The organism is Robbsia betulipollinis (assembly GCF_026624755.1).
In the GTDB taxonomy this organism is placed as follows: Bacteria; Pseudomonadota; Gammaproteobacteria; order Burkholderiales; family Burkholderiaceae; genus Robbsia; species Robbsia betulipollinis.
In genome coordinates this window covers 1,366,779-1,378,874 of the sequence record NZ_JAPMXC010000001.1, presented here as the reverse complement: position 1 = coordinate 1,378,874, position 12,096 = coordinate 1,366,779, and the positions used below count along the sequence as shown (strand labels likewise).

Here is a 12,096-nt window from a genome sequence, read left to right as displayed (position 1 = left end):
TTCACGCCTCGCCCCTTTCCCCTCGTTCGCGAGCGATGCGGCGCGCGCGGGCGCGCACGGCGTCCGTACCCGATTTCCCGGAAACATCCTTTTTCAGCGAGCGAATCTTGTCCAACCTATCCTCCCGGATCGAAAGCTGGCCGTTTTCGACCTTTCATCGCCGGCTGTTGGTGATCGGCGGTCTCGGCTATACATTCGACGCCATGGATGCCGCGGTACTGGCCTTCATCCTGCCCGTGCTGCGTGCCGTCTGGCATCTCACCAGCGTGCAGACGGGCGTGCTGGGCAGCGGCACCTACATCGGCTATTTCTTCGGCGCGCTGCTCGCCGGCGCATGCGGCGATCTGATCGGCCGGCGCCGGGTCATGATGGTCGCGCTGGCGATCTATTCGGCCGCGTCGCTCGCCAGCGCCATGACGCACGGCTGGCCGACGTTTCTCGTGTCGCGCATCGTGGCCGGTTTCGGCACGGGCGCGGAAAGCGCCATCATCGCGCCCTATCTCGCCGAATTCGTGTCGCGCCGTTATCGCGGCACGTTCGTCGGCTCGCTCGCCGGATTCTTTTCCTTCGGCTTCGTGGCGGCCGCCTTGCTGGGCTACCTGGTCGTGCCCGCGACACCGCAAGGCTGGCGCATCGTCCTGGTGCTCACCGCGCTGCCGGTCCTGATGCTGCTGTGGTGGCGCCGCGCCCTGCCCGAGTCGCCACGCTGGCTGGAAAGCCGGGGCCGGCACGCCGAGGCGGCGGCCACGGTGCAACGTATCGAACAGCAACTGCTCGCGGCCGGTGCCGTACTGGAAACACCCGCTCCGGAAACCGGGCATGCGACGCATGCGGCCGATGCCCCGGCAGCGATGTCGCTGGCGGCCAATTTCAAGGCCTTGTGGGCCGGCAGACAGGCCAGGGTCACCGCGATGACCTGGACGATGTGGCTGGCGATCACCTTCAGCTATTACTCGTTCTTCACCTGGATTCCCGGTCTGCTGATCCAGCACGGCATGAGCATCACCAAGAGTTTCGGCTATTCGCTGGTGATCTACGTCGCGCAGATCCCGGGGTATTTCTCCGCGGCCTGGCTGAATGAAAAACTCGGACGTCAGGCGACGATCGCCACGTACATGGTGCTCGGCGGCGTGGCCGCGCTGGCGATGACGATGATGCGCTCCAACGAGGCCATCATGGCCGCGGGCATCTGCCTGTCGTTCTTCATGAATGGCACCTATGCCGGCGTCTATGCCTACACGGCGGAGGTGTTCCCGACGGCGATCCGCACGACCGGCGTCGGCACGGCCTCGGCGGTGGGACGCATCGGTGCGATCGTGTCGCCCATTCTGGTGGGCTATATCTTTCCCGCATTCGGCTTTGGCGGCGTCTTCGGCATCACCACTGCCGTCCTGGTCGCCGGCGCGCTCGTGGTGCTGGTGATGGGCATCAACACCAGGGGGCGGTCGCTGGAAAACATCGCGGTTCAAGACCTCGACGCTTGAGCGCGGCTGCGGTGGCGGATCACCCGGAGACGGCGGTCCGCCGGGCAATCCGCTCCCCGCTCAACGCCTGGCGAGCAGCGTGTCGAAGTCCCCGTCGAGCTTCGCCAGCGAGCCGTCGATCGCGGCGCGGCGTGCCGCGATCCAGTCGCTCTGTTGCGCGATGCGCTGGCGGGCGTTCTTCAACATTCGCGCCATTTCGGCAGGCTGCGGGCCGCCGCTGGTCTCGCGGTGATCGACGATGGCGACCGGATCCAGCGTCGAGCGGAATTCCGTCTCGCTCATCGGCAGATTCCCCGCGTACGGGGTGTTCGCCACCGTCTGCGCGTAGATTCGCCGCGCGTCGGCATACGGGAAATCCAGCGGCTTGATGTCGTTCTGCCGCGCGTATTCCACGACGTTCGACGCGAAGTGATGACCGACGCGGAACGGCAGCTTGTACTTGCGCATCAGTACATCGGCGAGTTCCTGCGACGCGGTCCAGTCGCTGTTCAGTTCCTCCAGCGCGCGGTCGGGATTGATGACCAGCGCGTTCAACACCGTATTCCAGCCCTTGAGCACGCTGATCGCGCTGCCGACCATCGCGTTATTGGTCTCGACATCCTTCGCGTCGCTCATGCCCGGCGGCAGGTTGTGCGCCTGCATGACGACGCCCATCGCCAGGGTGATCGCCGTCGACGCCTCGACGCGCGTGCGGATCAGCAGACCCGGATTGCGCTTCTGCGGCATCGCGCTCGACACATAGGTGTTCACGCCGCCTTCCTGCAGCAGGATCCACGGGCGCGACTCCGCATACTGCGTCATCACATCCTGGATGAAGCTGCCCGTGTGCAGCGCCACGCTGGTGACGATGGCACCCACCTCCACCGGTTCGTCCACCGACGAGAGCTGCGACGCGTCGTACGCATTGTCGACGATCGCCGAAAAACCGAGATAACGGGCCATCCGCTCCCGGTCCAGCGGCCAGCTGGTGCCGTTGAGCACCGTGGTGCCCATCGAGGAACGGTCGACCCGCGCATACGTTTCGCGGATGCGCTGGGCGTCGCGGTCGAGTGCCGCCGCATAGCCGAGCAGGTAATGACCATAGCTGTTCGGCTGGGCGGCGACGCCGTTGGTATAGTTCGGCACGACCGTCGCTGCGTATTTCTGCGCCAGCGCGACCAGCGTGCCGGATGTGCGGTTCAACTGATCGGCCAGGTTCAGCAGGTCGTCGCGCAGGATCGCCGAACGCAGGGTCGCCAGCATGTCCTGGCTCGAACGTCCCGCATGCAGCAATGTGACGTCCTCGCCGGCCGCCTTGATCAGCAACGGTTCGAAGGTGATGACGTTGCGCGGGCGCTTGGCGCCGGGCTGGTTGCCGTCGGCGATCACCTGCGCCACGCCCGCGGCGAGCCGGGGCGCCAGCGACTTGTCCAGCAGACCTTCGTCGGTATTGATCACCGCGCTCGCCTTGTTGATCTCCCCGAGCCAGAAGAATTCGTCGCGGCCGGGGGCCTGCTGGGCCAGTGCGGCAACGGCGTGCAGCGCAACGACAAGGGGAAGCGTGCGGATGAGCAGTTTCATGGCGGTGTCATGGGATGGTTGCGGCAAGCGCGATTCTAGCAAGCCGAGCGCCGGCGCGGCACGCCAGTATTCCGACAAACAACGCTGCCGGGCGCGCTTTGGCACACCGCCCGGCGGGCGCCGGGTTCCATGATCCAACCCGTGTCGCGAATCCGCGCAGCCGGCGCGCGGCCGCACAACCGGTCAATGCGGTTCGAAGATCCGTGCGAGACCCAGGGTGTGTGCGTACACCACGCCCGTCCTGATCACGGCGGCCACCGCGTACGCTTCCTCCAGCGCGGCGGGAACGACGCCGCTATCGAGCGCGAAGGCATGAAACGCGGCTTGCCATGGCCCGTTTCCCTTGGCGTAGGCGATGGCGGCGGCCAGTACGCCGCGCAATGACAGCGGCAACGTCGCGTCCTGCAGGACGTCGCGCACGAAGTCATGCCGCGACCGGGCGATCGGGCCGTCGGCGAGGCGCGCATCCGACGCCGTCACCGCGAGATCCGCGCCGACGCGAATCTCGCTGTCGCCGAGCGATTCCAGCGCGGCGGTGACATAGGATGCCGCCAGCAGTTCCGCCAGCGAGGCACCCAGGTCCCGCGCCAGCAACGCGTGGTGCGCGATGCAATACCCGCACCGCGTCACCTGCGCGACCGCTACCGCGATCAGGTGTTTGTCCCGGCTGCTCAGGGCGCCATCGGCCCAATGGGATCGGGAAAACCGGCGGAAGGCTTGCGCGGGCGGGTACTGTCTTTCCAGATTCGCCAGAACGCGGGCGTCGGCTTCGTGTGTCATGCAGGGCTCCTGTGGAAAAATAGGATCACGCGAGGTCCCCGATTTCCCGCTCCCGCGCGGGTGATGCCGCGCGCGGGAGCCTGTCGGTGCGTACCGGGTCCTGCGCGGCAAGCGCCGCGGCGAGGCTGAGGACGGCGTAGAAGGAAATGAAGCCGCAGATCAGCCAGGGCGCGCCGCCGCCCACCGCATACAGGTAGGTCGCGATGAACGGCGTCAGCCCCCCGGATATCAGCGTACCGACCTGATAGCCGAGCGACACGCCGCTATACCGCACCTCGACCGGAAACTGCTCCGCGAACCACGCCGCGCCGGGCGCGTAGATTGCCGCGTCGAAGACGCCCAACGCGACGGCGACGACCAGCGGCAGGTAGGCGAGATTGCCGCCGTCGAGAAACGCAAAGAACGGCCACACCAGAATGCCCATGCCGATGATCGCGAACAGCGCCGGGCCGCGGCGGCCGATCCGGTCGGACAGCCAGGCCCAGCATGGCGTGGCGACGATTGCAACGGCCGAGCCCACCAGCACGGCGCCCAGCGCGAAACGCGTGTCGCCGCGCCTGAGATGCAGATAGCTGATCGAATAGGTCGTCAGGATCGCGTACATCGCGGGCTGCACGAGCCGCAGTCCGATCGTGACGAACACGGCGCGCGCATGGTGCCGCAGCACCTCGGCCACCGGATGGGCGACGATTCGTTCCTGCGCCTGGACGTCGAGAAAAACCGTCGGCTCCTCGAGTTTCAGCCGCACGAAGACGCCGATGCCTACCAGCACGATACTTAGCAGAAACGGCATGCGCCAGCCCCAGGCGTCGAAGACCGACGGATCGAGCACGGACCGGACCGTGAGAAAGGTCGCGGAGGCGAGCAGCATGCCCGCGGCGGAGCCCACTTGCGTGAACGATCCCAACAAGCCCCGATGCCTCGCACCGGCGTGCTCGACGGCAAGAAGGGACGCCCCGCCCCATTCCGCGCCGGTCGCGATGCCCTGCAGCAGCCGCAGTCCCACCAGCAGCGCCGTCGCCCACAGGCCGATCGATGCATACGTCGGCAACAGTCCGGTCAGCAAGGTGGCGACGCCCATCGCCATCAGCGAATACACCAGCACCCGTTTTCTGCCGATACGGTCGCCGAAATGCCCGGCGATGATGCCGCCGAGCGGACGCGAAGAAGCCGACGCCATACGCGGCGAACGCGCCGAGCAGGCCGGAGACGGGATCCCGCGCCGGCGGAAAGAACGTATGACCGAAGATCAGTGCCGATGCGGTACTGTAGATGTAGAAGTCGTACCATTCGATCGTCGTGCCGATGAACGCGGCGAATCCGATACGACGGCTGTTGTCGCGGTGTTTTCGGGAGGGCTGAGCAGGCGCCGGCACGTTTTTCCTGGCATCGATGAGGCGGATGCCACGCCGCCGCCCCATGCCGGCCGCGTGCGCATCGCGGGCTCATACTATGCTTTTTCCCGGCCGAAACACCAAACAAGGAAACATGCTTTGCAAAGCGGGGGAACAGGATTGGTGCCGGGCAGGTGCGCCCTGGCGCATCGCCCGCCGGTTCACGCTTCGGTCGCCAACGGCGGGCGCAGGACGCAAGTGGGCGAATGCCCGCACCGCCGTTCGACGGAAACGATGGCGCGGGTCCGCGTTTACTTCACGGTAAATACGTAATTGCCCTTGGTACGCTGGCCGTCCACGGCGACCGCGACCCATGCGACCGAATATGTGCCGGGACCGAATTTCCGTGCACCGACCGTCATGGTCTTGCTGTCGGTAGGACTCAGATGGGATTTGCCGTTGGCCAGCGATTTGCCCTGGGCATCGGTCAAGGTCAGCGAGCTGCCGCGCGGCTTGAGTTCCTTGTTGAAGCCCATCTCGATTTCATTCGGCGCGGCGGCGATCGTCGAATCCGGCGAAGGAATCTGCGTGATCGGCTTGGCTTGCGCGTGCGCCAGCTGGGCGCCGGCCAGCAACAGCAAGGCGGCGGCACCGCGTGTGAAGGCGGCGGTGGATGGCAGGATCGTCATAGATATTTCCGTTGTGGCAGAGAACAGCGCAGCAGGGGTCCGGTATGCGTCCGCGCCAGAGCGCGGGCATCTGCTACCCGCCTGATGCCTGTGCATCGATTATATGACGGGCGGCACGCTTCCCGCAGGACATGGACCGGGCATTACGTTCGCCATACAGGTATGCGCCTTGCGTGGGTCGCTCTTCGCATGGTGATGCAATTCCCGCGCTTGGCTGGACGAACCGGCCGCAGCGCGCGACAGCGCCGCCGACCACTTCCCTCGTTACCTGGCACCTACCTCCTCATATATGACTCGTTACGATGTGATTGTCATCGGCAGCGGCCCCGGGGGCGCCTCGCTCGCGCACCGCCTGGCCGGCACCGGAAAGTCGATCCTGATGCTGGAAAGAGGCGACTATCTGAAACGGGAACCGGCGAACTGGGATTCGAAAACGGTCTTCGTCGACGGCGCGTATCAGACCCAGGAAACCTGGTACGGCGCCGATGGCCGCAAATTCCGCCCGGGCCTGCACTATTTCGTCGGCGGCAATTCCAAGGTGTACGGCGCCGCGCTGCTGCGTCTGCGCGAAAGAGACTTCGGCGAACTGCCGCACAAGGACGGCGTCTCGCCGGCCTGGCCGCTCGATTATCAGGACTTCGAGCCGTATTACACCGCGGCGGAGAAGCTGTTCCATGTCCATGGTCAACGCGGCGAGGATCCGACAGAACCGCCTGCCAGCGCGCCCTATCCCCACCCGGCCGTCTCGCACGAGCCGCGCATCCAGCGCCTGGACGCGTCGCTGCGCGAGGCCGGACATCACCCGTTCCACCTGCCGCTGGGCATCCTGCTCGACGAGAAGGATGGCCGCGTCACCCCGACCAGCACCTGCATCCGGTGCGATGCCTTCGACGGTTTTCCCTGTCTGTTGAACGGCAAGGCCGACGCCCAGGTGATGTGCGTCGATCCCACCCTGGCCAGGCACGACAACTTCACGCTGCTCACGAATACCTATGTGACGAAGCTGCTCACCAACGACAGCGGCACCACCGTCACCGCGGTGGAGGCGACGCGCGACGGCGAGACGATACGATTCAGCGCGGATATCGTCGTGGTTGCCTGCGGCGCGCTGTCGTCGGCCCTGCTGCTGCTGCGCTCGGGCACGGAACGGCACCCGAAGGGCCTGGCAAATGGCTCGGATCAGGTCGGTCGCAACTATATGCGGCACAATCAGTCGGTGTTGATGGCGCTGATGCGCGAGCCCCACGACACGGTGTTTCAGAAAACGCTGGCGCTCAGCGATTTTTACTTCGGTGCGGACGACTTCGCGTTTCCGCTGGGGCTGATCCAGATGTGCGCGACTTCGCATGCGGATCAGATTCGTGGCGAAGCGTTGCCCGGTTGGCTGGAATGGCTGCCCGAAATGCCGTTCGAACAGATGGCACGGCATTCGATCGATTTCTGGTTGTCGAGCGAGGATCTGCCCCGCAGCGAAAATCGCATCCGCTACGACGGCGAGCGCGTGGTGCTGGACATCCAGGAAGGCAATATGGAAGCGCATCACCTGCTCAGGCAAAAGCTGCAGGATCTGCTCACGCAGTCCGGCGCGCATCCCACCTTCATGGAACGCAATCTGTATCTGGGCAAGAATATCCCGATTGGCGGCACCGCCCATCAGGCGGGCACGGCCCGCTTCGGCACCGACCCGGCGAGTTCGGTGCTCGATCTCGATTGCAAGGCCCATGAACTCGACAACCTCTATGTCAGCGATGCAAGCTTCTTCCCGTCGATCGGCGCGGTGAACCCGACCCTGACGATCATCGCCAACGCGCTGCGTGTCGCCGACCGCATCGGCGCGCGCCTGGGCGCCTCGCTTCCCCCCTTGTGAGCCGCGATCCGTATGCATACCCTCGATCTGTTGGCCCTGCCCTTCATCGCCCGGCTCTGCCTGGTCATCATGTTTCCCTTCAGCGCGCTGGACAAGATCGTCCACTGGCGTGACGCCCTCAAGCAGGCGAAATCGTCGATCCTGCCGGGTGCGCCCTTCATGCTGGTGCTGGCGATCATCGTGGAATTCGTCACGCCGGTGTGCATCGTCACCGGCTGGTACGACCGCATCGCCGCGTTCGTGCTGGCGGGCTTTTGCGTGGTTACCGCGCTGCTTTACCACCCATTCTGGTCGTATCCCGATTTCTGGTCGCAGGACGGGGCGGGACGCAGCCACTTCTGGGATTTCCTGAAAAATTTCGGACTGACCGGCGGCTTGCTGCTGCTCGTCATCGGCGGCGCTCCGGTGCCGGCCACGACGGTCTTGCATGCCCCGCTGTCGTCCGCTCCCTACGCCGCCAGCAATCCCCCGCCCTCTGGAGCGACCCAATGACCGAAACCCTGCATGCCCCCCTGCTTCCTCCGAACGATGCGAACGACCCTGCCAATCCGCCCCGGGTTGGCTACTGGCATCTCTGGACCGATGAACAAGGCGTCAGCCACCATGCATGGTGCATGCTCGAGCACTTCACGCTGAAGGGCGTCGGCGCGGCCGCGCCGCAATGGAACGACCCGCAGCCACGCGGCCAGGCGACGACGGTTTTCACGATCCAGCCCGTTGGCTGGGTGGGCGAATGGCATGAAAATCCCGCGCCGCAATGGATCGTCCCGCTCTCGGGGCGCTGGTGGGTGGAGGCCATGGACGGCACCCGTGTGGAGATGGGCCCGGGCGAGCTGGCATTCGGCGAAGACCAGGGATGCATTGCCGACGCGGCCGGACGCAAGGGCCACCGCTCGGGAACGATCGGCGGCGAACCTGCCCGCCTGATGACCGTGCAACTTCACGTCGCGCCGGTTCACCGGCCCGGCCATCTGCGCTGATGCCGATGGACGGCTTCGACATCATCGATCCCCGCTTCCGCGCGTGCGTCTTGCCCAACGCACCGCTGGAGAAGCTGGCGGACGGTTTCCGCTGGCTGGAAGGCCCGGTGTGGTTCGGCGACGCGGATTGCCTGCTGTTCAGCGACCTGCCCAACGACCGTGTCCTGCGCTGGACCGAGTCCGGGGGAGTCAGCGTCTACCGCCAGCCATCCGGCTTCGCCAACGGCCATACCCGCGACCGCCAGGGGCGCCTGATAAGCTGTTCGCACCAGCACCGCTGCATCACCCGGACCGAGTGGGACGGCAGCGTGACCGTGCTGGGGGAACGCTACGCGGGCCAGCGCCTGAACTCGCCCAACGATGTCGTGGTCAAGCGCGACGGCACGATCTGGTTCACCGATCCTCCCTACGGCATCCAGACCGATTACGAAGGCGGCAAACAGATTGCCGAACGGCCGGCCTGCGTGTACCGGCTGAACCCGGCCACCGGCGAGCTGCGGGTCGTCAGCGAGGCGTTTGAAGGCCCCAACGGCCTGTGCTTCTCGCCGGACGAGCGCCGCCTGTATGTCTCGGAAAGCGGCGCGCAGTTCGCCGAGCAACCGGTGCAGCATATCAGCGTCATGACGATGTCCGACGATGGCGAGCACTGCGGCGCGCCCGTACTGTTCCACAAGATCGCGCCGGGTTTCGCCGACGGATTTCGCTGCGACGAGGCCGGCCGTATCTGGTCGAGCGCCGCCGACGGCGTGCACTGCATCGCGCCCGACGGCGCCCTTCTGGGCAAGATCAAGGTACCGTTCACGGTCTCGAACCTCGCGTTCGGCGGGCGCAACCGTAGCCGCCTGTTCATCTGCGCCTCGCATACGCTCTATGCCATCTACCTCAACTGCCGGGGCCTGCCCTTTCCATGACCCCGTCCCCCCCGGCGACCCCCGAAGCTCCTACGACACCGAGCGGCGTCCGGGCACGCATCGTTCGCCTGTCGCGCAACGTGCGGCACCTCGCTCGCAGCACGGCATTTTACGAAACGCGACTCGGCTTCGTGCGGTGCGGTCCGTCGCAAACGCTCGACCCCGCGCTCGCCTGTCTGTGGGGCGCGTCCGGCCAGCCGCTCGAACGGCAGCGTCTGCAGCTTGGCGCGAGCGAACTGGAACTGGTGGGCGTCGGTAGCGTGACGGCCGCGGGCCATTCCGAGGACAGTCGCGCGGACGACCTCTGGTTCCAGCACTTCGCGATTCGCTGCCCCGATCTCGGCCAGGCGTTCGCCCGCCTTTACCGGCCAGACCCCGGCGTGCCCTTGCCGCGGGCCATATCGCATCGCGGCGACGGCACGCCCGGCCCCATCCTTCTGCCGGAAAGCAGCGGCGGCGTGACCGCGTTCAAATTCCGTGATCCCGATGGGCATCCGGTGGAGTTGCTGGGTTTCCCCGCGCGGCCCGGTGACGCGAGGGATGCACAGCCTGCCGGCATCGATCATTCCGCGATCAGCGTCGCGAACGCCGCGGCGAGCGTCCGGTTCTATGAACGATGGCTCGGTTTCTCCCTCGCCAGCCGGCAATGCAACACGGGCATCGGGCAGGACCATCTCGACGGACTCGACGGGGTACGGGTCGACGTGGTGGGACTTCAGACCGCATCGGGACATGCGCCGCATCTGGAACTGCTCGGCTACCGTTTCGCGCCGCGTACCGGACATCCGCCCCCGACGGGTCTGCACGACGTCGTCAGTGACCGGCTCGTGATCCGGGTCGCCGATCTCGACGCGCTGCGGCGCGCCTGGACGGCCCTCGGCCTGCCGGTCGAGGCCGCTACTCCGGATGCGCTGCTGATCCGCGACCCGGACCGGCATTTGCTGATGCTGACCCGCTGAGCGAGCGTTGCCGTGCGGCAGCGGCGCTCAGTTGCTGGGCAAGCAGGCGGGGAACACGCGGCAGCGTGTGCGGCCAGCGCATCACTTCCTGCGTCATCTGCGCGACAAGGCCATGTGCCGTGAACTGGTCGGCCATCAGGCGCGCGAGCACCCGCCGGACGATGTCCCAGACATCGAGATCGGGAGCGAGCCGGGCAGCCATCGACTCGATGGCTGCCACGGAGCGCGACAGCAAGGCCGCGCGCGAGGCGATACGGATATGGGTATCGCTGAACGCATGCTCCAGCGTTCCCTGGCCGAGCGCCGTCAATAACGCCGCCACGCTCGTGCCGCGGCGCGCCTCGGGCGTGGCGAACCGCTCCGCGGCGCGCCGGTAAGTCGTCTCCACCATCACCTCGTGCGCGGGATGGGGCCGCGCCGGCCGGCCCTGTTCGAAGTGCTCGCGGGCGGCGGTTTTGTGATCGCCCCGCAGCAGGGCATCGGCCGCCGTCACGAGAAACCCCCGCTCGTGCGCGGCCATGAACAGCATGGGCGTCTCGGCGTCGAGCACCAGGCGGCCCAGCGTATCGGCCTCGACGCTGACCCGCGCGCCGGCGGCGTCGAGGCCCGCGTGAACCATACCCGCGCCCATCGATATCTCGAAAAAACATTCGATCAGGACTGCGATCAGCGCGGCGGGATCCAGACCCGCGGCGCGCAATGCGGCGGCATCGGTCACGGGCACATGCCGCACCGCACGTGTGGTCAACACGGTCTCGTTGCAATAGTCCCAGAGCACTTCGGGGACGAGCACGCGGGCGTCGTCGCGGAGCTTGTAGCGCAGGAAGCTCTGATCGGCCGCGCGCTGCCGCAGGTCCAGCATGGCGTGAATCGAGCCGCGCAGCGTTACCACCCAGGCCCGCAAACCGCTGGCCCGGGCCCGTCGCGAACGATATTGCGCGAAACGTGCGGCCCGCTCGGCGAGATCGAGGTCGTCGGCGAGATGCGCGCGGATGTCCATGCGCAGCAGCGTGATGCTCACCGGCGCCGCGCCCAGCCGCGCCGAATGCGTCTGCTCGGCAATACCGCAACGTACAGGTGCCGCGCTCAACGCCGCGATGTCCTGAAAACGGGGACCGGGCAGCGCCCGTTGCAGGGCCGCGCGCGTCGCCTCGGGCGCGTAGGGTTCGGACAGCGCCCCCATCTCGGCGAATGCCACCCGAACCGCCGCCTCCGCCAGCGCGGGATGCCGTTCGAGCGCGCGCGCGGCAAGCGCCACGACTCCCGAGAGATGGTGCAGCGGCGGCGCCGACGCCGTGCTCGCCATCGCCTCGCGACGCCGCGATTGCATCGCCAGGGAGCGCAGGACGCCCTGCAGCGGCCCGCCATGCGGCGCCCCCCGGCTGGCGGTGACGAACAAGGCGCCCAGACGCCAGAGGGTCGCAAGACGTCGCATGACGGTTTCCTGTGCTCGAGTGGCGAAGTGAGGCGGCTCTACCTTACCACGCCCGGCACGGCCCGATCGCGCCACGCGGCACCGGGACCTTTTCCCG

11 protein-coding genes are annotated in these 12,096 nt (G+C 66.7%); 6 read left to right on the top strand and 5 right to left on the bottom strand.

Translation table 11 applies throughout. From position 1 onward, the window contains the following. Positions 1-107 precede the first annotated feature (107 nt). On the top strand, positions 108-1,484 hold the full coding sequence (locus OVY01_RS06060) for an MFS transporter (protein ID WP_267846428.1): 1,377 nt from the start codon (positions 108-110) through the stop codon (positions 1,482-1,484). Between the two features lie 60 nt (positions 1,485-1,544). Here the strand turns inward: OVY01_RS06060 and OVY01_RS06055 are convergent, their stop codons facing one another. From OVY01_RS06055 to OVY01_RS06040, 4 genes are all read right to left on the bottom strand, one after another. Next, entirely contained in the window at positions 1,545-3,044 is a 1,500-nt protein-coding gene (locus OVY01_RS06055) for an argininosuccinate lyase (RefSeq protein ID WP_267846426.1), read from the bottom strand. Positions 3,045-3,227: 183 nt separating this feature from the next. Continuing rightward, positions 3,228-3,824 (bottom strand): carboxymuconolactone decarboxylase family protein, encoded by a 597-nt coding sequence (locus OVY01_RS06050; RefSeq protein WP_267846424.1) that lies wholly within the window; start codon positions 3,822-3,824, stop codon positions 3,228-3,230. Between the two features lie 25 nt (positions 3,825-3,849). Then, on the bottom strand, positions 3,850-5,004 hold the full coding sequence (locus OVY01_RS06045; protein ID WP_267846423.1) for an MFS transporter: 1,155 nt from the start codon (positions 5,002-5,004) through the stop codon (positions 3,850-3,852). Between the two features lie 465 nt (positions 5,005-5,469). Further along, positions 5,470-5,847, bottom strand: a complete 378-nt coding sequence (locus OVY01_RS06040) for a copper resistance CopC family protein (RefSeq protein WP_267846422.1) — start codon at positions 5,845-5,847, stop codon at positions 5,470-5,472. Between the two features lie 289 nt (positions 5,848-6,136). Between OVY01_RS06040 and OVY01_RS06035 the strand changes: the two genes are divergently transcribed. The 5 genes from OVY01_RS06035 to OVY01_RS06015 are packed head-to-tail and all read left to right on the top strand — an operon-like array spanning position 6,137 to position 10,564. Beyond that, positions 6,137-7,714, top strand: coding sequence for a GMC oxidoreductase (locus tag OVY01_RS06035; RefSeq protein ID WP_267846420.1), 1,578 nt, complete (start codon positions 6,137-6,139; stop codon positions 7,712-7,714). A gap of 12 nt (positions 7,715-7,726) precedes the next feature. Then, entirely contained in the window at positions 7,727-8,206 is a 480-nt protein-coding gene (locus OVY01_RS06030) for a DoxX family protein (protein ID WP_267846418.1), read from the top strand. After that, entirely contained in the window at positions 8,203-8,694 is a 492-nt protein-coding gene (locus OVY01_RS06025) for a cupin domain-containing protein (RefSeq protein WP_267846415.1), read from the top strand. Before OVY01_RS06030 ends, OVY01_RS06025 begins: the two co-directional genes overlap by 4 nt. A gap of 5 nt (positions 8,695-8,699) precedes the next feature. Beyond that, positions 8,700-9,605: an SMP-30/gluconolactonase/LRE family protein gene (locus OVY01_RS06020; RefSeq protein ID WP_267846413.1), complete on the top strand. Its 906-nt coding sequence runs from the start codon at positions 8,700-8,702 to the stop codon at positions 9,603-9,605. Continuing rightward, positions 9,602-10,564 (top strand): VOC family protein, encoded by a 963-nt coding sequence (locus OVY01_RS06015; protein ID WP_267846412.1) that lies wholly within the window; start codon positions 9,602-9,604, stop codon positions 10,562-10,564. Before OVY01_RS06020 ends, OVY01_RS06015 begins: the two co-directional genes overlap by 4 nt. Here the strand turns inward: OVY01_RS06015 and OVY01_RS06010 are convergent. After that, positions 10,503-11,999, bottom strand: coding sequence for an AarF/UbiB family protein (locus tag OVY01_RS06010; RefSeq protein ID WP_267846411.1), 1,497 nt, complete (start codon positions 11,997-11,999; stop codon positions 10,503-10,505). The genes OVY01_RS06015 and OVY01_RS06010 overlap by 62 nt on opposite strands. Positions 12,000-12,096 lie beyond the last annotated feature (97 nt).